15 protein-coding genes are annotated in these 22,056 nt (G+C 74.4%); all 15 read left to right on the plus strand.

Features of this window, described 5'->3' with window-relative positions; translation table 11 throughout:
* Positions 1-19: 19 nt before the first annotated feature.
* A complete protein-coding gene (locus rosag_RS14875) occupies positions 20-2,077 on the plus strand; it encodes a peptidoglycan D,D-transpeptidase FtsI family protein (protein ID WP_284350931.1) in 2,058 nt (685 codons plus the stop codon).
* Positions 2,074-3,585 (plus strand): UDP-N-acetylmuramoyl-L-alanyl-D-glutamate--2,6-diaminopimelate ligase, encoded by a 1,512-nt coding sequence (locus tag rosag_RS14880; RefSeq protein ID WP_284350932.1) that lies wholly within the window; start codon positions 2,074-2,076, stop codon positions 3,583-3,585. Before rosag_RS14875 ends, rosag_RS14880 begins: the two co-directional genes overlap by 4 nt.
* Positions 3,582-5,006 carry a UDP-N-acetylmuramoyl-tripeptide--D-alanyl-D-alanine ligase gene (locus rosag_RS14885; RefSeq protein ID WP_284350933.1) on the plus strand — a complete coding sequence of 475 codons (1,425 nt, stop codon included), beginning with the start codon at positions 3,582-3,584 and terminating at the stop codon, positions 5,004-5,006. The genes rosag_RS14880 and rosag_RS14885 overlap by 4 nt, the downstream gene beginning before the upstream one ends.
* A 37-nt stretch (positions 5,007-5,043) precedes the next feature.
* Positions 5,044-6,195 (plus strand): phospho-N-acetylmuramoyl-pentapeptide-transferase, encoded by a 1,152-nt coding sequence (gene mraY / locus rosag_RS14890; protein WP_284350934.1) that lies wholly within the window; start codon positions 5,044-5,046, stop codon positions 6,193-6,195.
* A 10-nt stretch (positions 6,196-6,205) separates the two neighbouring features.
* A complete protein-coding gene (gene murD / locus rosag_RS14895; protein ID WP_284350935.1) occupies positions 6,206-7,612 on the plus strand; it encodes a UDP-N-acetylmuramoyl-L-alanine--D-glutamate ligase in 1,407 nt (468 codons plus the stop codon).
* A gap of 232 nt (positions 7,613-7,844) precedes the next feature.
* Positions 7,845-9,098: an FtsW/RodA/SpoVE family cell cycle protein gene (locus rosag_RS14900; protein ID WP_284350936.1), complete on the plus strand. Its 1,254-nt coding sequence runs from the start codon at positions 7,845-7,847 to the stop codon at positions 9,096-9,098.
* 25 nt (positions 9,099-9,123) lie between these two features.
* A complete protein-coding gene (locus rosag_RS14905; RefSeq protein WP_284350937.1) occupies positions 9,124-10,242 on the plus strand; it encodes a UDP-N-acetylglucosamine--N-acetylmuramyl-(pentapeptide) pyrophosphoryl-undecaprenol N-acetylglucosamine transferase in 1,119 nt (372 codons plus the stop codon).
* 70 nt (positions 10,243-10,312) lie between these two features.
* On the plus strand, positions 10,313-11,719 hold the full coding sequence (gene murC, locus rosag_RS14910) for a UDP-N-acetylmuramate--L-alanine ligase (RefSeq protein WP_284350938.1): 1,407 nt from the start codon (positions 10,313-10,315) through the stop codon (positions 11,717-11,719).
* Positions 11,716-12,489, plus strand: a complete 774-nt coding sequence (locus rosag_RS14915; protein ID WP_284350939.1) for a cell division protein FtsQ/DivIB — start codon at positions 11,716-11,718, stop codon at positions 12,487-12,489. The genes murC and rosag_RS14915 overlap by 4 nt, the downstream gene beginning before the upstream one ends.
* Positions 12,486-13,760, plus strand: coding sequence for a cell division protein FtsA (gene ftsA, locus rosag_RS14920; RefSeq protein WP_284350940.1), 1,275 nt, complete (start codon positions 12,486-12,488; stop codon positions 13,758-13,760). The genes rosag_RS14915 and ftsA overlap by 4 nt, the downstream gene beginning before the upstream one ends.
* Positions 13,761-14,318: 558 nt before the next feature.
* A complete protein-coding gene (gene ftsZ, locus rosag_RS14925; protein ID WP_284350941.1) occupies positions 14,319-15,533 on the plus strand; it encodes a cell division protein FtsZ in 1,215 nt (404 codons plus the stop codon).
* Positions 15,534-15,546: 13 nt separating this feature from the next.
* A complete protein-coding gene (locus tag rosag_RS14930; protein ID WP_284350942.1) occupies positions 15,547-16,863 on the plus strand; it encodes a M23 family metallopeptidase in 1,317 nt (438 codons plus the stop codon).
* A gap of 78 nt (positions 16,864-16,941) precedes the next feature.
* Positions 16,942-18,768, plus strand: coding sequence for a hypothetical protein (locus tag rosag_RS14935; protein WP_284350943.1), 1,827 nt, complete (start codon positions 16,942-16,944; stop codon positions 18,766-18,768).
* Positions 18,769-18,838: 70 nt separating this feature from the next.
* Positions 18,839-19,771, plus strand: a complete 933-nt coding sequence (ftsY, locus tag rosag_RS14940) for a signal recognition particle-docking protein FtsY (RefSeq protein ID WP_284350944.1) — start codon at positions 18,839-18,841, stop codon at positions 19,769-19,771.
* A gap of 5 nt (positions 19,772-19,776) precedes the next feature.
* Positions 19,777-21,876 (plus strand): ATP-dependent DNA helicase RecG, encoded by a 2,100-nt coding sequence (gene recG / locus rosag_RS14945; RefSeq protein WP_284350945.1) that lies wholly within the window; start codon positions 19,777-19,779, stop codon positions 21,874-21,876.
* Positions 21,877-22,056: the final 180 nt, after the last annotated feature.

The following is a 22,056-nucleotide window of genomic DNA, read 5'->3' on the forward strand; positions in this document are numbered from 1 at the left end:
CGTTCCCGGACTCGCCCGCGTGCCCCGGCCCGATCGTCTCGCCATCGTCCACGGCTCGCTCGTGGTGTTCGCCGTCGCCCTCATCGGGAAGGCGGCGCAGGTCCAGCTGTTCCAGGCCGACCGCTGGCGCGAGAGCGCCGCGCGGCAGCAGATCGCCGACGCCTCGCTCCCCGCACCGCGGGGGCTGATCAGCGACGCCAGCGGGCGCGTGCTCGTCGAGAGCCGCGAGCTGGTGCACCTGCGCGTCGCGCCGCGCGAGGTCACCGACCGCGACGCGCTGCGCAAGCGCCTCAGCGCCGCCGGCGTGCCGGCCGAGTGGGTGAAGCGCGCGACGGACGTGAAGCGCGCGTGGGTCGAGATCCCGGGCCGCTACCTGCCGAGCGACGTCGCGCCGGCGACCGCGATGCGCGGCGTGCACGCGGTGCCCTCGATCGACCGCGTGCTGTCCACGAGCCCCGCGGTGCGGCGCATCGTCGGGCGCGTGGACGAGCGCGGGAAGCCGGTCGACGGCATCGAGCTGGCGCTCGACAGCGTGCTGCTGGGCCAGCGCGGCACGGCGCTCATGCTGCGCGACGCGCGCGGCGGGCGCATGGCGTCGCCGTCGGTGCAGTCGGTGGAGGCGCGGCCCGGTCACTCGGTGACGCTGACGCTGAACCAGGGGCTGCAGGACATCGCCGAGCGCGCGCTGTCCGAGGCCGTGGCGAAGGCGGAGGCGACCGGCGGCGACATCGTCGTGCTGGAGCCGCACCGCGGCGAGATCCTCGCGCTCGCGAGCCAGCGGCAGGACCCGCGCGCGACCGCGGCGACCGCGATCTCGGAGCCGTTCGAGCCGGGATCGACGATCAAGCCGTTCATGGCGGCGGCGCTGCTGCAGCGCAAGCGCACGCACCTCGACGAGGTGGTGAACACCGAGAACGGGGTCTGGCGCTACGGCAAGCGCACGATCACGGACGTGCACAAGGCGCCGCAGATGTCGCTCCGCGAGATCATCCGCGAGTCGAGCAACATCGGCATCGTGAAGCTGGCGATGAAGCTCTCGCCGCGCGAGCAGTACGAGACGCTGCGCGACCTCGGCTTCGGCGCGCCCACGGGCGTGCCGTATCCCGCGGAGGCATCCGGCACGCTGCATCCGCCCACGCGCTGGTCGGCGACGACCGCGGCGTCGCTCGCGATGGGCTACGAGATGGCGGCGACGCCGCTGCAGCTCGCGGCGGCGTACGGCGCCATCGCCAACGGCGGGCTGCTGCTGGAGCCCGCGCTCGTGAAGGAGATCCGCGACGCCGAAGGCGACGTGAAGTTCCGGCACGAGGCGCGGCCGGTGCGCCGCGTGATGCCGCCGGAGATCGCGGAGACCATGCGCGGGCTGCTCCGGTCGGTCGTCGACAGCGGCACGGCCACCGACGCGGACCTCGCCAGCTACACGCTCGGCGGCAAGAGCGGCACGGTGCGCCGCACCGAGGGCGGGCGCTACGCGTCGGGCAAGTACAACGCGGTGTTCGCCGGCATCTTCCCGGTCGACAACCCGCAGTTCGTCATCATCGTCAAGATCGACAACCCGTCGGGCGTCTACTACGGCGGCAAGGTCGCGTCGCCGGTGTCGAAGGTGGTGCTGCAGGCCGCGCTCGCGGCGCGCGACGCGGCGCTCGACCGCGCGTCGCTGGCGCACAGCGTGCTGCCGGCCAACCGCGATGCCTACCGGCCGAAGGACACCGTGGTGAAGAAGGCGGCCGCCGAGAGCGCGCTCGCCGCGCGCGCGGCGGCGCCCGCCGTGCCGGTCGAGCTGCAGCGCGAGATGCCGGCGGCGGAGGTCGGCGACGCGAACGCGGAGCCGGTGAAGGTCGTCGTCGAGCTGCCGGCGCGTCCCGCGCCCGCGACGGTGCTGCCGCCGCGCGCCGTGCCCGCGGTACAGGGTCTGCCGGTGCGCGACGCGGTGTTCGCGCTGCATCGCGCGGGCTTCCGCGTGCGTCTCGCCGACGCGCCGCGCAGCGGCGTCGCGCCGTCGGCGGGCCGCACGCAGCCGGTCGCCGGTGCGGTCGCACGCGCCGGCGCGATGGTCACCCTCTTCCGCGAGCCATGACCCCGTCCGACCCGGCGCCCGGCGCCGGCCCGCGCATCGCGCTGCACGACGTCGCGCAGGCGCTCGAGCAGGCCGGCCTGCTGGCCGAGCGACTCGGCACGCTGCCGGAGTCCGCGACCGCGATCACCGACGACAGCCGCGCGGTGACGCCGGGCGCGCTGTTCATCGCGGTGCGCGGCTCGCAGCGCGACGGCCACGACTTCCTCGCGCAGGCGCAGGAACGCGGCGCGATCGCCGCGATCGTCGAGGATGCGACGCGGAGCACGCTGCCCGCGCTCGTGGTGCGCGAGGGGCGCCGCGCGGCGGCGCTCGCGGCGGCGGCGGCATACGGCGATCCGGCGCGCCAGCTCACGCTCGTCGGCGTGACCGGCACGAACGGCAAGACGACGACGGTCGACATGCTGCGCCACCTGCTCGACGCCCCGGATCGTCCGTCCGCGTCGATCGGCACGCTGGGCGTGCGCGTCGGCTCGGCCGGCACGCCGCTGCCCGGCGGCTCGGGGCTCACGACGCCCGGCCCCGTCGAGCTGCAGCGGCTCTTCCGCCAGCTCGTGGACGCGGGCGTGCGCCAGGTCGCGATGGAGGTCTCGTCGCACTCGCTGGACCAGCGGCGCGTCGAGGGCGTGGCGTTCGACGCGGCGGTGTTCACCAACCTCACGCGCGACCATCTCGACTACCACGAGACGATGGACGCGTACCTCGCGGCCAAGGCGCGGCTGGTCGCGCACCTCACGCCCACGGGCGCGGCGGTCGTCAACGCCGACGATCCGGCGTGGGCGACGCTGCCGAGCGCGGCGCGCACGGTGACGTTCTCGGTCGCGGGCGCGGACGCCGACGTCGCGGTCACCAACCTCGCGTTCGACGCGCGCGGCTCGCGCGGCACGCTGCGCGTCGGCGCCGACGAGGCGACGCTCGCGCTGCCGCTGATCGGCGACTTCAACGTCGCCAACGCCGCCGCGGCGGCCGCCGCCGCGCACGCGCTGGGCATGCCGATCGACATGATCGCGACGCGCCTGGCCGAGCAGCCGCAGGTGCCGGGACGCCTGGAGGTGGTGCACGAGTCGCCGACGGTGCTGCGCGACTACGCGCACACGCCCGACGCGCTGGAGCGCGCGATCGCCGCGGTGCGGCCGTTCACGCGCGGACGCGTGATCGTCGTCTTCGGCGCCGGCGGGGACCGCGACCGCGGCAAGCGCCCCGAGATGGGCCGCATCGCCGCGCGCGACGCCGACGTCGCCGTCCTCACGAGCGACAACCCGCGCACCGAGGACCCGGAGCGCATCCTGGACGACATCGAGGCCGGCATGGGGCAGGGCGGACATCACCGCGTCGTCGACCGGCGCGAGGCGATCGCGCGCGCGCTGGAGCTCGCGGGTCCGGACGACGTGGTGCTGCTGGCCGGCAAGGGCCACGAGACGTACCAGGTGCGCGGCACCGAGACCTTCCCCTTCGACGAGCGTGCGATCGTCGCGGAGCTGACGGGCCGCGCCGGCGGAGCGACCGCATGAGCACTCCGCTGCCGGACACCGGCGCCTTCCCGTTCTGGACGCTCGACCGCGTCGCCGACGCGCTGCAGGGCGAGCTGTCGGGCGCCGTGCCCCGAGGGCCGACCGCGCTGCGCGCCGTGGCCACCGACACGCGCGCGCTGCGCGGTGGGGAGCTGTTCGTCGCGCTCAGGGGCGAGAACTTCGACGCGCACGACTTCCTCGCCGACGCGGTGAAGGCGGGCGCCGCGGCGCTCGTGGTGCACGATGCGGCGCGCGCGGCGGGGCTCGGCGTGCCGGCGTTCGAGGTGCGCGACACGCTGCACGCGCTCGGACTGCTCGGGCGCCACTGGCGGCGCACGTGGAAGGGGCTCGTCGTCGGCGTCGCGGGCTCGAACGGCAAGACGAGCACGAAGGAGCTGCTGCGCGCCGCGCTGGGCGCCGCGCGCACGGTGCACGCGACGACGGGGAACCTCAACAACCTGGTCGGCGTCCCGCTCACGCTGCTCGCGATCCCACCCGCGACCGAGATCGCGATCGTCGAGATGGGCACGAACATGCCGGGCGAGATCCGCCAGCTGCGCGCGATCGTCGAGCCCGAGATCGTCGTGCTGACGTCGATCGGCGAGGAGCACCTCGAAGGGCTCGGCGACCTCGCGGGCGTGCTGCGCGAGGAGAGCGACGCGTTCGACGGCGCGGCGCTGGCCATCACGCCGGCCGACCAGCCCGAGGTCGCGACGGCCGCACAGAGCCGCGCGCGGCAGGTGACGAGCGCGGGCCTCGACGAGGGCGACCTGCGCGCCGAGCGCTGGGCGATGGACGGCGACGGCGCGGGCGTGCTGACGGTCGACGGCGTCGAGGTCCGCACGCCGCTGCGCGGCGCGCACAACCTGCGCAACACGATGCTGGCGCTGGCCGCCGCTCGCGCGGTCGGCATCCCGCTCGACGTCGCCGCGCGCGGCCTCGCCGCGATGCCCGTGCCGAGCATGCGCTCGGCGTGGACGCCGCTGGGGCGCGCGACGCTGGTGAACGACGCCTACAACGCCAACCCCGGCTCCACGCGCGCCGCGCTCGAGATGCTCGCGAACGCGGGCGCGGGCCGGCAGCGCGTCGCGGTCCTCGGCTCGATGCGCGAGCTGGGCGCACAGGCCGACCGGCTGCACGCCGAGCTGGCGCGCGACGCGCTCGCGCGCGGCCTCGAGGTCGTCGCCGGCGTGGGCGACTTCGCCACCGCGCTGCTGGCCGCGGCGCCGGGCGACCCGCGCGTGGTGGCCGCGCCCGACGTCGAGGAGCTGTGGCCGCTGCTCGCGCCGCGGCTCGCGCCCGACGCCATGATCCTGCTCAAGGCGTCGCGCGGCGTGCGCCTGGAGCGGCTGGTGCCGCACCTCGAAGCCTGGGCGGGCGTGACGGCCGACGCGGCCGCACCCGCCGCCGCATCGCACTGACCACCGCCGCTCCACCTCTCCGCGTCCACCACGCCCCGTGCTCTTCTTCTTCCTGCAGCCCTTCGCGCGCGACGTTCAGCTGTTCAACCTGCTGAACTACATCACGTTCCGCGCGGCCGGCGCGCTCGTGACCGCGCTGCTCATCGCGTTCGTGGTGGGCCCGGCGATCGTGCGGCGGCTGCGCGCGATGGCGGTGCACCAGGTGGTGCGCGAGGGCACGCCGGACACGCACGCCGGCAAGGGCACGACGCCGACGATGGGTGGGCTCATCATCCTCGCGGCGACGGTGGTGCCGGTCGCGCTCTGGGGCCGCTTCGACACGCGCGGCGGCGAGTACCTGCTGGTCGCCACGCTGGTGATGCTCTGGATGGGCGGCATCGGCTTCCTGGACGACTACCTCAAGATGCGGCAGAAGCGGCTCGGCCTGAAGAACGAGGGGCTGGTCGAGCGCTACAAGCTGGCGGGGCAGATCACCGCGGGCGTCGTGCTGGGGCTCTACCTCTGGCTCTCGCCGCTCTCCACGCTGCCGGGCGCGTCGACGACGCTGCCGTTCTTCAAGTACATGCTCATCGTGCCGGCGAGCGCCGCGCTGGCGTGGCTGTACGTGCCGTTCGTGACCTTCATCCTCACGGGCGCGAGCAACTCGGTGAACCTCACCGACGGCCTGGATGGGCTGGCGACGGGGCTGACGGCGATCGCGGCCGCGACCTTCGCGCTGTTCGCGTACGTGATGGGCCGCATCGACACGAGCGCATACCTGCAGATCTTCTACCTGCGCGGCGCGGGCGAGCTGACGATCTTCTGCGCCGCGATCTTCGGCGCGTGCGTCGGCTTCCTCTGGTGGAACACGTTCCCGGCGCAGGTCTTCATGGGCGACACGGGCTCGCTCGGCCTCGGTGGCGCGCTGGGCGCGGTGGCGATCCTGCTCAAGAGCGAGTTCCTGCTGCTGATCATCGGCGGCGTGTTCGTGGCCGAGACGGTGTCGGTGATCCTGCAGCGCTCGATGTTCAAGTACCGCCGTCGCCGCTACGGGCTGGAGTACGCGCAGAAGCACCGCGTCTTCAAACGGGCGCCGCTGCACCACCACTTCGAGGTCGACGGGTGGCCCGAGACGCAGGTGGTGGTGCGCTTCTGGATCCTCGGGATCTTCTGCGCCATCCTGGCGCTGGCGACGCTCAAGCTGCGCTGAGGACCGCCGGATGAACGCGGGCATCTTCCGCGGCCGCCCGGCCGGCGAGGTCGCGGTCATCGGCCTCGGGAAGAGCGGGCGCAGCGTGGCCGAGCTGCTGGCGCGCGACGGCCACGCCGTCTACGCGTCCGATGCGGGCACGGGCGACGCCGCGCGCCAGGCCGCCGAGTCGCTGGCGGCGCTCGGCGTGGCGGTGCAGACGGGCGGGCACGACCTCGCGCGCATCGCACGGGCGGCGCTGGTGGTCGCGAGCCCCGGCGTCCCGCCCGAGGCGCCGCCGCTGGCCGCCGCGCGCGAGGCCGGCGTGCCGATCGTGGGCGAGATCGAGATCGCGCTGCACTACCTCCCCGCGCTGCGCACCGTCGGGATCACCGGCACCAACGGGAAGACGACGACGACGGCGATCGTCGGCCACCTGCTGCGCGCGCTCGGGCACGACGCGGTGGACGCGGGCAACATCGGGACGCCGCTGGCGGAGCTGGCGCTGCGCGAGCGGCCGCCGGCGTGGGCGGCGCTGGAGCTGTCGTCGTTCCAGCTGCACGACACGCCGAGCGTCGACCCGACCGTGGGCGTGGTGACGAACCTCAGCCCCGACCACCTCGATCGCTACGCGTCCATCGACGCGTACTACGCGGACAAGGCGCGGCTGATGGCGAACGCGCACGCGGGCTCGCGCTGGGTGCTGAACGCCGACGACGCGGGCGTGCTCGCGCTGCATCGTCGCATCGGCGCCGAGCAGCTGGCCGGCGAGGTGCGCACCTTCTCGCTGCGCGATCCGTCGGCCGCGGCGCACTACGACCGCACGGCCGATGCGCTCATACTGGACGGCGCGCCGCTGCTGCCGCGCGCCGAGTTCCCGCTCCTCGGCGATCACAACGTCGCCAACGCGCTCGCCGCCGCGCTTGCGGCCTGGATGGCGGACGAGGCGCACCGCACGCCCGAGGCGCGGCTGCGCATCGCCGACGCGCTGCGCGGCTTCCACGCGCTCAAGCACCGCATGGAGCCCGTCGGCACGTATGGCGGCGTCGCGTGGATCAACGACTCCAAGGCGACCAACGTATCGTCGACGCTGGTGGCCGTGCAGGGGATGACGCGGCCCTACGTCCTCCTCCTGGGTGGGCGGCACAAGGGCGAGCCGTACACCGCGCTGGCCGAGCCCTTCCGGCGGCACGGGAAGGTCGTGCTCGCGTACGGCGAGGCCGCGCCCATCGTCGAGCAGGATCTGGGCAGGCTCGTGCCCGTCGAGCCGGTGGACGGCGACTTCGCGGCGGTGGTGGCGCGCGCGCGCGCGCTCACCGGTCCAGGCGACGCGGTGCTGCTGTCGCCGGCCTGCTCCAGCTTCGACATGTTCCGCAACTACGAGGAGCGCGGGGCCGAGTTCCGGCGGCTGGCCGCGGCGGAGCAGGGCACGGCCTGACCGCAAGCTGCGGGATGTGACGCGCAGCACGGCTCGCGCGTCGGGCCCCCGGACACCCGGGCACGTCGTCCGATCGTCGGACGCGCCCGCGCCCCGGAGCGGGCATCCGCGCGAACGCGACGAACGCGCGCGCAAGCCCTGTCCACGGACGACGTGACGCCCTACACTGCGTCCTCCGTCGCCGTCCCGCCGCCGTGCACTCGCTCGAACAGCTGGAACCGCAGGAGCAGCCATGACCACCGCCGCCGCGCGCGGGCTGGAGCCCGTCGCCGTCGGGAGCTACGACCGCCGGTCCGCTCCGCGTCAGGAGACCATCCCCCTCAACCGCGACCAGATCCGCGAGCGGTGGCGGATGGGCGTCGAGGCGCGCGCGCTCGTGCTGGTGACGGCGGTGCTGCTCGCGTTCGGGCTCGCGGTGCTCTACAGCGCGAGCGCCATCGCCGCGGTGCAGGAGGGGCGCGGCAGCGCGCACTACTTCCTCAAGCAGCTGAGCGGCATCGCGGTCGGCGCGGTGGCCTTCGCGATCGTCGCGAAGGTGGACGCGGAGAAGTGGCGCGAGTGGGCGTGGCCGCTCATGGGAATCGCCATCTTCACGATGCTGCTGACGGTGCTCCCGTTCACGAAGAGCATCGCGCCGCCGATCCACGGGTCGCGCCGCTTCCTGTTCGGCGGGTCGCTGCAGCCGTCCGAGTTCGCGAAGCTCGCGATCATCGTCTGGACGTCGATGCTGCTGGTGAAGAAGCAGGAGACCGGTCAGCTGCGCCGCCTGAGCAAGGGGATGCTGCCGTTCCTGCTGGTGGTCGGCCTGCTGGCGGTGCTCGCGGCGCTCGAGCCCGACCTGTCGGTGGCGATGATGTTCGTCATGATCATGGCGATCATCCTGTTCGCCGGCGGCGTGCGCATCGGGCACTTCATCGCGCTCGGGATCATGGGCATCCCGGTGCTCTGGCACGAGCTGGAGCGCCTCAACTACGTCGTGCAGCGCCTCCTCGCCTTCCTCGGCACGAGCGACGCGCGTGCGGAGATCAGCTACCAGCTGAAGCAGTCGCTCGTCGCCGTGGGCTCGGGCGGGCTGCTGGGCACGGGCTTCGGCCAGGGGCGCCAGCAGTACGGCTTCCTTCCGTTCCCGTACTCCGACTTCATCGGCAGCAACATCGGCGAGGAGTGGGGCTTCGTGGGCCTGACGCTGCTGACGGCCGCCTACGCGCTCTACACGTACCTCGGCTTCCGCATCGCGCGGCAGGCGCGCACGCGCTTCCAGCAGCTGCTCGCGGTGGGGCTGACGATGATGATGGCGCTGACCGCGTACCTGCACCTGGGCGTCGTCATCGGCCTGCTGCCGACGACGGGGCTGACGCTGCCGTTCATCTCGTACGGCCGCTCGAACCTGGTGCTGTCGCTGCTGATGACGGGGCTGCTGGTGAACGTCGGCAGCGAGCGCCAGCGCGTGGTGGGAGAGAGCGCGACGAACCCACTGGGAGCCTGATGCACGGGCTCTCGCCGAGCGCCGAATGAACACCCTCTCGGTGGTCGTCACCGGCGGCGGCACCGGCGGTCACCTCTATCCCGGCCTGGCGATCGCGCGCGCCCTCGTGCGCGCCGACGCGCGCGTGCAGCCGTTCTTCGTGGGCGCGCAGCGCGGCATCGAGCGCGAGGTGCTGCCGACGACGGAGTTCGAGCACCTGCTGCTCGACCTGCATCCGCTCTATCGCCAGCGACCCTGGGAGAACTGGCGCACGCTCGCCGGCGCCGCGCGCTCGTGGGGCGCGCTCGGCCGGCTGTTCGCGGAGCGGCGCCCGCGCGCGGTCATCGGGACGGGCGGCTACGCCGCGGCGCTGGCGCTCGCGTACGGCGCAATGCACGGCGTGCCGATCATGCTGCAGGAGGCGGACAGCAACCCGGGCCAGACGACGCGCCTCTTCGCGCGCCGCGCGCACGACGTCTTCCTCGGCTTCCCCGAGGGCGCGGCGAAGCTGTCGCCGGGCGCGCACACGCAGGTGCACGCGTTCGGCAACCCGATCGAGCCACCGCCGGCCGACCGCCCGGATCGCGCCGCGGCGCGCGCCCGCTGGGAGCTGCCCGCCGACGTGCGGATGGTCCTGCTGGCGTTCGGCGGGAGCCAGGGCGCGCGGGCGCTGAACGAGGCGCTGGCCGCGTGGGTGCGCGAGGGGCTGCCGGCCGGCCTCGGGCTGGTCTGGGCGACCGGCCGCGGACAGTTCGAGCCGTACGCCGCGCTCGACCGGGCGGCCGGCGGCCGCGTCCGCGTGGTCCCGTACCTCGCGCCCATCGCGGAGGCGTACGCCGCCGCCGACCTCGCGCTCACCCGCGCGGGGGCGATGTCGATCGCGGAGCTCTGCGCGTGGGGGCTGCCGGCCGTCCTGGTGCCGCTGCCGACCGCGGCGCAGGACCACCAGACCCACAACGCCCGCGCCCTCGAGGCGGCCGGGGCCGCGGTGCACCTGCCCCAGCGCGAGCTGTCGGCGCAGCGACTGCAGACGCTCGTCGGCGACCTGCTGGCGGCGCCCGACCGCCTGCGCGCACTGGCCGACGCGGCCGCGTCGCGCGGGCGGCCGGACGCCGCGGCGCGGATCGCGGCCCGGATCCTGACGACCGTCGGCGGCGCCGGGTGAGCCCCGATCCTCGTCCGGATGGCCTTGCCTTGAGGGCGTCCCACCAGCCCGTCATATTGCGCCGGCCGCCATGCCCCTCCTTCTGAATCCCGATCCCCGCCCGGTCCACTTTGTCGGCATCGCCGGCGCCGGGATGAGTGCGCTCGCCGAGCTCTTCGTCCGCCGCGGCGCCACGGTCACGGGATGCGACGCCAACCCCGCCCAGGTCGACGACCTGCGCCGGCTGGGCGTCGAGGTCACCGCGGGACACGACCCGGCGCACGTCGCGGGCGCGCGCGCGCTCGTCGTCACGTCGGCGATGCCGAAGGACCATCCCGAGCTGGAGGCCGCCCGCGCCGCGGGCCTGCCCGTCATCCGCCGCGCCGAGGCGCTGGCGGAGGCGATCGCGGGGGGCGCGTGCATCGGCATCGCGGGGACGCACGGCAAGACGACGACAACCGTGCTGACGACCGAGGCGCTCGCCGCCGCGGGGCTCGCGCCGACGGGTGTGGTCGGCGGGCGCGTGGGCGCGTGGGGCGGCAACCTGCGCTTCGACGGCGTCGAGCGCTTCGTCGTCGAGGCGGACGAGTACGACCGCTCGTTCCTCGCGCTGACGCCCACGGTGGCAGTGGTGACGAACGTCGAGGCGGACCACCTCGACATCTACGCCGATCTGGACGACATCCGCGCGACGTTCGCGGAGTTCGTGAGCCGCGCGCGTTTCGCGGTCGCGTGCGCGGACGACGCGGGTGCCAACGCGCTGCCGTATCCGACGACGTCCGAGGTCGTGCGCTACGGCGTCGCCGCGCCGCATCCGCATCCCGACGCGCGGCTCGTCGCGCACGACCTGCGTGTCGAGCCGCGCGCCGACGGCGACCGCACGGTCTTCGACGTCGTCTACGACGGCAAGCCGCTCGGCGCGGTCGCGCTGCGCGTGCCGGGCGCGCACAACGTGCGCAACGCGCTCGCCGCGATCGGCGTGGGCCTCCTGCTCGGCGCCACGCTCGACGCGATGCGTCCGGGGCTGGAGGCGTTCGGCGGCGTCGAGCGCCGCTTCCAGCGCCTCGGCGAGGCGGGCGGCGTGCAGGTCGTCGACGACTACGCGCACCATCCGACGGAGGTCGCCGCGACGCTCGCCGCCGCGCGCACCGCGTATCCCGGGCGTCGTGTGGTGGCCGCCTTCCAGCCGCACCTCTTCACGCGCACGCGCGACTTCGCGGGCGCGTTCGGCGAGGCGCTGGCGGGCGCCGATTCGGTCTTCCTCACGGAGATCTACCAGGCGCGCGAGCAGCCCATCGCGGGCGTCACCGCCGGGCTGGTGGAGGAGGCCGCGCGCGCGGCGGGTCGCCCGGTGACCTGGCGCGGCCCGCGCGACGGGCTGGCCGAGGCGCTGGCCTCGCACGTGGCGCCGGGCGACGTCGTGCTGACGCTCGGCGCGGGCGACGTGACCCGGACCGGTCCCGAGCTGCTGGCCCGGCTGTCCGGCCGCGACGCATGAGCGAGGAGGCGGAGAGGCCGTCGCGCCGCGTCTGGACGAGCGGCCGCATCGCGTGGGCGGCCGTGGCCCTCGCCCTGGCGGGGACGGTGCTGACGTCGCCGGCCTGGGGCCCGCGCGCGCTGTCGTCGCTCGCCTTCTTCCGGGTCCGCCGCGTCGAGCTGGACGGGGTCCGCTACGCGTCCGCCGCCGAGCTGGTGAGCCGGCTCCGGGTGGACACGCTGACGTCGATCTGGACCGAGCTGGCGCCGCTCGAGAAGCGGGTCGCCGGCCATCCGATGGTCGCGAAGGCGACGGTCGTGCGCCGGCTGCCGGGGACGCTCCGCGTCCAGGTGGACGAGCGTGTGCCCGTGGCGATGGCCCCGGCGCGGGCCGGGATCGCGGTCTACGACTCGGCGGGCACGGCCCTTCCCGTGGAGCCGAGCTCGGCCGGTGGGCTGGACGTGCCCCTGGTGGCGGTGCGAGATACCACGCTGCTGCGGCTGCTCGGCCGGATGCGCCGCGAGGCGCCGCGGCTGTTCGCGCGGGTGAGCGAGGCGCGCCGGGCCGCGGGACCGGGCGGGGCGCGCGACGAGTTCGAGTTCACGGTGACGTCGCCCGCGCCGGCTGGCGCGTGGGGCGGCACCACGGTCGTGGTGCGCGCGATGGCGGACGTCTCCGTCGAGCGCCTCGCGGACCTCGTGCCGGTGGAGGACGACCTGCAGCGCCGCCGCGTGCGCGTGGCCGAGATCGACCTCCGCTATCGAGACCAGGTGATCGCCAGACTGCAATGAAGCACGAGAGACTCGTCGCGGGGCTCGACATCGGTTCGGCGCGGACCACCGCGATCATCGCGGAGGTCGTCGGCGAGCTGCCCAAGCGGCCCGGGATCCGCGTGCTGGGCGTCGGGCAGGCGCCGACGACCGGGATGCGGAAGGGGATCGTCGCGAACATCGAGGAGACGGCGCGCTCGATCACGCGCGCGCTCGAGGACGCGCAGCGCATGGCCGGCGCGTCCGTCGACAGCGCGTTCGTCGGCATCGCGGGCGAGCACGTGCAGGCGATGACGAGCAAGGGGATCGTCGCCGTCGCCGGCGACGAGATCTCGCGCGCGGACGTCGAGCGCGTGAACGCCGTCGCGCGCGCGCACGCGATCCCGCAGGACCGCGAGCTGCTGCACGCGATCCCGCAGGAGTACACCGTCGACCGCACCGGCGGCATCCAGGATCCGGTCGGCATGACGGGCACGCGGCTGGAGACCGAGATGTATCTGGTCACCATCGGCGCGCAGCCCGCGACCAACCTGCGCAAGAGCGTGGAGCGCGCGGGGCTGAAGGTGCGCGAGCTGGTGCTCGAGCCGCTCGCCAGCTCGCTCACGGTGCTGAGCGAGGACGAGAAGGACATGGGCGTCGTGCTCGTGGAGCTCGGCGCCGCGGCGACCGACGTCGCCCTGTTCCACGAGGGGAAGATCCGTCACCTCGCGACGGTGCCGTTCGGCGGCGCGCACGTGACGAACGATCTGGTGCACGGCGTCGGCGTGACGCAGAGCGACGCCGAGTCGCTGAAGGAGCACTACGGCGTCGCGCTCGAGTCGCTCGTCGACCCGACCGAGGTGATCGAGCTGCCGCCGAGCGCCGCGCACGGCGAGCGGCAGATCCCGCGCGAGCTGCTGGCGCACATCATCCATCAGCGGCTGGACGAGATCTTCGACCTCGTGCAGCGCGGCGTGGAAGGCGCGGGCTACGGTGGACGCATCAGCGGCGGCTTCGTGCTCACCGGCGGCGGCGCGGAGATGCCGGGCGTGACGGAGCTGGCGACGGACGTGTTCGGCGCCAACGTGCGGCTCGGGATGCCGCGCGACTTCGTGGGCGGGCTGCGTGAGACGGTGGAGTCGCCGCGCGCGGTGACGGCGGTCGGGCTGGCGCTCTACGGCGCCTCACGTCTCGCGCTGCGCGGCGCGTCGGGCGCCACCGGCGCGGTGAGCGGCAAGCGCATCGCGATCCCCGCGCCCGGTGTGGACAAGTGGGCGCAGCGACTGAAGCTCTGGCTGCAGGATTTCTTCTGAGCGACGTGCAGCGGGCCGCCACGATACGCGTGGCGGCCCGCTCGTCAAGTGTGACGCGCTGACGCACGCGGCGCGCGCGTCGCGCCACCCTGGCACGACGCAGCGCGTGATGGACGCGTCGCGCATGGCACGCGCCCGCCCGGGCGTCGTGCGTCACACGCGGGTGAAGAATCCGTTGCGCGCGCGCGTGTCCGACGCGCGCCGGGTGTCGGACGCGCCGGGACGTGTGGAAAACGTCCGCCGTGCGGCTGCAACGCCGGCGGGTCGGTGGCGTTGTGATCTTCCGCGCGCTGGATCGTCCGTGTGAGGTGATCACCCGTGGCGACGACGTCGACGGGTGGCGGCGCGCCGTGCGACCGGTGTGCGGCGAGGCTTGCGCGCACCCCTGTGGCAGCGCGCGGGAATCGCGTTATATTCGGCGGCGGTCGAGAAGCCTCCGCAGTCGCCGCGCCGGCAGTTCCCCCCTCCCTCGGCGCGAGTAGTGAAGGCTCGACCCGGGCAGCCGCCCCGCCCTCGGCTCGCCCAACTCCCCCCCGCAGCATCTGGAGTCGCGTCCGCATGATCTTCGAGTTCGAGGAGAGCGCCACGCAGAACGCCCGCATGAAGGTCGTGGGCGTCGGCGGGGGTGGCGGCAATGCCGTCAACCGCATGATCGAGGAGCACCTCGAAGGCGTCGAGTTCATCTCGGTGAACACCGACGCGCAGGCGCTCCTGACCTCGAAGTCCGACGTCAAGATCCAGATCGGCAAGAAGCTGACGCGCGGTCTCGGCGCCGGTGCGCGCCCGGAGATCGGGCGGCAGGCGGTCGACGAGAACCGCGACGAGGTGTCGCGCGTGATCGCGAGCGCGGATCTGGTGTTCATCACGTGCGGCATGGGCGGCGGCACCGGCACCGGTGCGGCGCCCGTCGTCTGCGAGCTCGCGCGCGAGGCCGGCGCGCTCACCGTCGGCATCGTGACCAAGCCCTTCCTGTTCGAGGGGCGCAAGCGCATGCGGCAGGCGGAGCATGGCATCGCCGAGATGCGCAAGCACGTCGACACGATGATCGTCGTGCCGAACGAGCGGCTGCTCGCGGTGGTGGGGAAGGGGATCCCGTTCGGCGACGCGCTGAAGAAGGCGGACGAGGTGCTGCTGCACGCGACGCAGGGCATCTCGTCGCTGATCAGCGTCACGGGGCTCGTGAACGTCGACTTCGCCGACGTGCGCACGGTGATGCAGAACGGCGGCTCGGCGCTCATGGGCACCGGGATGGGCCGCGGCGAGAACCGCGCGATGGAGGCGGCGCAGCAGGCCATCTCCTCGCCGCTGCTCGACAACGTCTCGATCTCGGGCGCGACGGGCGTGCTGGTGAACATCACCGGCGGCGCGGACCTGACGCTCGGCGAGGTGCACCAGATCAACGAGATCGTGCACGACGCGGTGGGCGACGAGGCCGAGATCATCTTCGGCGCGGTGCACGAGCCGGCGATGCAGGGCGAGATCCGCGTGACGGTGATCGCGACGGGCTTCGACCGTCAGCTGCAGCTCGGCGGGATGGGCGGCGTGGGTGGCGGCGCCGAGTCGGGCCGCGGCAACCCGAACGTGCTGCCGTTCCCGCGCGGCGAGCGCCCGGCGCCCGTCGGCGGCCGCGTGCTGAACGCGGGCGCGCGCACCGCGCCCGCGACCGAGGCCGCGCCGCGGCCGCGCGCGCCGATGAACGCCGCCGAGCGCGGAGGAGCGCAGGATCTCTCCGACATGGAGATCCCGACGTTCATTCGCCGCCAGATGGACTGACGGAGTCCGCGTAGTGTCCTCGCCCCGCAAGTCGAAGGGTCGCCCGCACGGCCGCCTGCGCGCCACGACATATCTCGTCGTCGGTGGCGCGGCGGCCGTCGCCGCGTATCTGACCCCCGAGGCGCCGGAGCCGGCGCGCCCCGTCGTCGCCGCGCTCGCGGAGTCGCCGCGCGCCGTCGAGGCGCCGCTCGCGCCCGTGTGGCGCTCGCGCGTGGACACCCTCGGCCGCGGCGAGACGCTGGTGGCGGTGCTGGAGCGCGCGGGGGTCAGCCGCTCCGAGGCCGCGCGTGCGCTGCAGCAGACCGACGTGCTCGATCCGCGGCAGCTGCGCGCCGGCATGACGGTGACGACGAGCGGCATGAGCACCGACTCGATGCCGGCGGAGATCGTCGTGCAGCCGGAGGTCGATCGCGTCGTGCGCCTCAAGTACCTCGCGGGCGCGTGGAAGGCCATCGAGGAGCGGCTCGCGTGGCGCACCGACACCGTGGCCGCGCGCGGCGTCATCGCGTCGAGCCTGTACGAGACGATGCACCAGGCGATCGGCAGGAACCTGCCGGCGCCCAAGCGCTCGGAGCTGGTCTGGAAGCTCGCGGACCTGTTCGAGTACCGCATCGACATGAGCCGCGACCTGCAGAAGGGCGACTCGGTCGGCCTGCTGATCGAGCGGCGCGTGGCGCCCGACGGCTCGCCGCGCGACGCGAAGATCCTCGCCGCCGCGCTCACCGTCGGCGGCAAGCCGGTCGAGGCGATCCGCTTCCGCGGCAAGGGCACGCTCGGCGACTTCTACGACCAGGAGGGCAAGTCGCTGCGCGCCGCCTTCCTGCGCGCGCCGCTGGAGTTCCGCCGCATCTCGAGCGTGTTCGGGATGCGCCGCCACCCGATCCTCGGGATCCTGAAGGCGCATCGCGGCACGGACTACGCGGCGTCGTCGGGCACGCCGGTGCGCGCGATCGGCGAGGGCACGGTGATCAAGGCCGGCTGGAGCGGCGGCTACGGCAACGTGCTCGAGATCCGGCACCGCAACGGCTTCGTCTCGCGCTACGGCCACCTGCGCGGCTTCGCCAAGGGCGTGCGCCCGGGCAAGTCGGTCGGCATCGGCCAGACGGTCGCCTTCGTGGGCACGACGGGCCTCTCGACCGCGCCGCACCTGCACTTCGAGGTGCTCGTGGGCGGGCAGCAGCGCGATCCGCGCGTGGCGCTGCGCGACAAGAGCGGCTGGCCCATCGAGCGGCGGGAGAAGGGCGCGTTCACCGCGCTCCGCCAGCGGCTGCTGGCGCAGATCGATGCGCGCTCGACCGGCGCGCCGCACCTCGCGAGCGCGAACGACTGACCCGCGTTGACGGGCGCCTGACGGCCGATCTGCCGCCGGCGCCCTGCGCGCCGCGCGACGCGCGGCTAGCTTGACGCGATGACCGCCTGGCTGCTCGCGCTGGCCATCGCCGGCGTCCTCGCCGCCCTCGCCTACGTCCCGCCGCCGCGCGCGCACGTCGCCGTGGCGGCGCTCGCGTTGCTGCGCGTCGCGGCCGTGACGCTGCTCGCCGCCCTCGCGCTCGACGCGCCGCGCGGGAGCGCGCAGGCCGCGCCGCCGCTCGTCGCGCTCGATGCGTCCGCGAGCTGGACGCGCGGCGGCGACTCCGCCGCGTTCCGCGCGGCCTCCGACAGCGCGCGGCGCCTCACGACCGACACGCTCTGGCTGTTCGGCGACTCGCTGCGCGCCCGCGCGCGCGGCGGCGTCGCCAGCGTGGACGAGGTGCGCGACGCGCGGTCGCGCGTGGGCGCGCTCGCGGACCGGGCGGCGGCCGCGGGACGTCCGCTCCTGCTGCTGACCGACGGCGAGATCGACGAGGGCGAGGCGCTCGCGCGCGCGCCGCGCGGCTCGCGCGCCATCGTGCTGCCGCCGACGCGCGGCGCGGACGCGGGCGTCTTCGGGCTCACGCTGCCGCCGTCGGGCAGCGCGCGCGACACCGTGACGGCCGAGGTGCTCGTGGGCGCCGACGCGCGGGGCTCGGATGTCGGCACGGTGCGCGTGCTGCTCGACGACCGCGTGGCGGCCGAGGCGCCGCTGGCCGCGCTGGCGCCGCACGCGGAGCAGGTGGTGCGGCTGCCGGTGCCGCTCGCGGGGCGTTCGGGCACCGTCGTCGCGCGTGCGGTCGTCGCCGTGAACGGCGACCGCGAGCCGCGCAACGACACCGCGGCCGTCTCGCTGGAGGTGAGCGACGTGCCAGCGGTCGTCTTCGTCAGCTCGGCGCCCGACTACGACGCGCGTGCCGCGCTCGGCGTCGTGCGCGGCGCGCTCGGGCTGCCGGTGCGCGCGTACTATCGCGTGGCGCCGGGTGCGTGGCGCCGCGAGGAATCGATGGCGCCGATCGACGAGCTGCTGGTGCGCGCCGCCGCGCGCGACGCCGGGCTGCTCGTGCTGCACGGCGACACCGCGGTGTTCGGGCCGCCGCGCGCGCTCGGGCGCGGCGCGCTGGCGCTGGCGGCGCCGCCGCGGTCGTCGGGCGAGGAGGAGGGCGCGGAGTGGTACGCGACGGGTGCGCCGCCGTCCCCGATCGCGCCGGCCCTCTCCGCGGTCGTCTGGGACTCGCTGCCGCCGCTCGACCTGGGTGCGGGTGCGCCGCGCGGCGACTGGGTGGGGCTCGAGGCGCGGCTCGGCCGCCAGGGCGCGGCGCGCCCCGCGGTGACGGGCGTCGAGGGCGCGCGCCGCGTCGCGGTGGTGGGCGTCGGAGGGCTGTGGCGCTGGCAGTTCCGCGGCGGGGTGTCCACCGCGGCGTTCTCCGCGCTGTGGGGCGGTATATTGGACTGGCTCGCGGCCGGCCGCGGCGACCGGCGCGCGGCGCTGCCCGAGGGCGGCGTGGTGCGGGCCGGCGAGCCGGTGGTCTGGCGGCGCGGCGGCGCGGACTCGGTGGCGGCGCTGGTGCTCACGCGGCGCGGCGGGGCGGCGGCGGCGGAGTCGCTCGCCGTGCGCTTCGGCGCCGCGGAGCGCACGGCGACGACGCCCGGGCTGGCCGCTGGGGTGTACGACGTGCGCGGTCCCGGGGGGACGTCGGTGCTCGCCGTCAGCCCCGCCCGCGAGCTGCTGCCGCGCCGCGCCGCGCTGCGCGCCGGTCCGGTGGGCGGCGGGGCGACGTCGGACCTCGCGCCCCGCCTGCGCGATGCCTGGTGGGCGTACGTGCTGCCGCTCCTGCTGCTCTGCGGCGAGTGGCTCACGCGGCGCCGGCTCGGCCTGCGCTGATGCACGCGTGACGCGCGCCTGACCCGCGGCGGCACCCTCCGTTCGAAAACCGTCCCGTACCTTCGGCATCATGGCCCGGCTGTTCCGCAAAGAGGGCGACGCGCCCAAGAAGTCGCTCTGGCAGCGCATCAAGGACGTCGCGACCACCGACGTCGGCGTCATCCTGCGCGGCGGCGTCAAGGACGGCTCGCTCGAGGACCTCGAGGAGATCCTCCTCGGCGCCGACTTCGGCGTGCCGACGACGCTGGCGCTGGTCGACAAGATCGGCGGCTACGCGCAGAAGGGCTTCATCAGGACGGAGGCCGAGTTCCAGGACGCGCTGCGGCGGCTGGTGGAGGCCGAGCTGCGCGAGGGGAACAGCGACCCCGCGCTGCGCATGGCGGCGCAGGGGCCGACGGTGATCCTCGTCATCGGCGTCAACGGCGCGGGCAAGACGACGTTCATCGGCAAGCTCGCGGCCCACTTCCGGAAGCAGGGGAAGCGCGTGCTCGTCGGCGCGGCCGACACCTTCCGCGCGGGCGCGATCGACCAGCTGCGCCTGTGGGCCGAGCGGACGGGCGCGGACTTCGTGGCCTCCAAGCCGGGCACCGATCCGGCGGCCGTCGCGTTCGACGCGATCGACGCGGGCGTGACGCGCGGCGCGGACGTCGTCATCGTCGACACCGCGGGCCGCCTGCACACCAGCGGTGGCCTGATGGACGAGATGAAGAAGGTCCACCGCGTGATCGGCAAGCGAATGGAGGGCGCGCCGCACGAGACGCTGCTGGTGCTCGACGGCACGATCGGACAGAACGCGGTGCAGCAGGCGAAGCAGTTCTCCGAGGCGGTCCCGATCACGGGCCTCGTGGTGACGAAGCTCGATAGCACCGCGAAGGGCGGCGTGGTGGTCGCGGTGCACGAGGCGCTCGACCTGCCGGTGAAGTTCATCGGCGTCGGCGAGGCGGCCGACGACCTCGAGGCGTTCGATCCGGCGGCGTTCGCGCGCGAGCTCACCGAAGACTGAGCCGCATGGCGGCAGACCCGCGCCGGACGCCCGCGCAGCCGAAGCTCTCGCTCGACACGCCCGTCACGTACCTGAAGGGCGTCGGGCCCGCGCGCGCGCAGGCGCTCGCGAAGCTGGGCGTGATCTTCGCGCGCGACCTGCTCTACCACGTGCCGCACCGCTACGAGGACGCGAGCACGGTGTCGCGCATCGCCGATCTCGAAGCCGGCATGGACGGCACGGTGATCGGCAAGGTGGTGTCGAAGGGCGTCATCCCGACGCGGAAGGGGCTGCGCATCTTCCAGGCGGTCGTGAAGGACGCCAGCGGGATGCTCGAGGTGTCGTGGCCCGGGCAGCCGTTCCTCGACCGCACGATCAACAAGGGCGACGTGCTGCTGCTCGCCGGCACCGTGCGCTTCTTCCACGGGCGCCAGCTGCAGCCGCGCGAGTTCGTGAACCTCGGGCCGGAGGAGCAGGGCACCGGCGGCGGCCGCGTGCTCTCGGTCTATCCCGCGACCGAAGGGCTCTCGTTCCGGCAGATCCGTGCGCTCGTCGAGTCGCACCTCGACCTGCTGCTGCCGCAGGTGCGCGAGACGCTGCCGCCCGACATCCTGAAGCTCGCGGGCGTGCCGCCGCTCCCCGAGGCGCTGCGGATGGTGCACCGGCCCACGAGCATCGCCGAGGCGCTGGAGGGGCGTGCGCGCCTCGCGTTCGAGGAGCTGCTGTGCGTGCACGTGCTGCACCGCCGCGCCAACGCGCTCGCCCGCGACAAGCGCGACGGCATCGCGTTCGCGAACCGGCGGCAGCTCACGTCGGCGCTCAAGGCCGCGCTGCCGTTCGAGCTCACGGGCGCGCAGACGCGCGCGCTGCGCGAGATCGTGATGGACATGACGAGCGACCGCCGCATGCACCGCCTGCTGCAGGGTGACGTCGGCAGCGGCAAGACGATCGTCGCGCTCTTCGCCAGCCTCCTCGCGATGGAGAACGGATGGCAGGCGGCGGTGATGGCGCCGACCGAGCTGCTGGCCGAGCAGCACTTCCGCACCTTCTCGCGCCTGCTGGAGCCGCTCGGCATCCGGCCCGTCCTGGTGACGGGCCGCCTGTCGGCGCGCGAGCGGCGCGAGGCGGCGGCGCTGATGGAGCAGCCCGCGCCGCTGCTGGTGGTCGGCACGCACGCGCTGGTGCAGGAAGCGACGCAGTTCGCCCGGCTCGGCTTCGTGGCGATCGACGAGCAGCACCGCTTCGGCGTCGAGCAGCGCAAGGCGCTCGGCGCCAAGGGGCACGCGCCCGACGTGCTCCTCATGAGCGCGACGCCGATCCCGCGGTCGCTGGCGCTGACGCTGTACGGTGACCTCGACGTCAGCATCCTGGACGAGAAGCCGCCCGGTCGCCAGCCCATCACGAGCGCCATGCGCCCCGAGAGCGCGCGCGAGCGCGTGCTGCAGTTCGTCGAGAGCGAGCTGCAGAAGGGGCGGCAGGCGTACGTCGTCTATCCGCTGATCGACGAGTCCGAGAAGTCGGACCTGAAGGCGGCGACGATCGCGTACGCGGAGCTGGCCGAAGGCCCGTTCGCCAGCCGGCGCGTGGGGCTGTTGCACGGGCGTCTGCCCGGCGACGAGAAGGACGCGGTGATGCGCGCGTTCCGCGACGGGGAGCTGGACCTGCTGGTCGCGACGACGGTGATCGAGGTCGGCATCGACGTCGGCAACGCGACGATGATGCTGATCGAACATCCCGAGCGCTTCGGGCTGTCGCAGCTGCACCAGCTCCGCGGCCGCGTCGGCCGCGGCGGCGAGCAGTCGTACTGCATCCTGCTCGGCGACGTCGGGCAGGAGGCGGCGGAGCGGCTGCAGACCTTCGTCGGCACGGAGGACGGCTTCGAGATCGCGCGGGCGGACCTGCGGCTGCGCGGGATGGGCGACCTGTTCGGCGAGCGGCAGAGCGGGGAGCCCACGTTCCGCGTCGCCGACCCGCTGCGCGACGAGGAGCTGAACCTGCGCGCCCGCGAGGCGGCCGACCGCCTGCTCACGCGCGATCCGGAGCTCACGGCGCCGGAGTCGCAGGGGCTCAGGAACGTGCTGTCGACGCGTTATGCGCGCGCTCTCGATCTCTTCCGGGTTGGGTGAGCGCGCAACGGCGGAGGACGGAACGGCGGAGGACGGAGGGGCGGAGAACGGTGAAGCGGAGGACGAAAGGGCGTGAAACGATGGGGCGGACCGCTCGGCCTGACGCTTCGAGCTCGAAGGGTCCGCTCTGCCGTCTCACGGTTTTCCGTCCTCCGCCGTTCCGTTCTCCGCCGTTCCGTT

Source organism: Roseisolibacter agri (assembly GCF_030159095.1).
GTDB classification, from domain to species: Bacteria; Gemmatimonadota; Gemmatimonadetes; order Gemmatimonadales; family Gemmatimonadaceae; genus Roseisolibacter; species Roseisolibacter agri.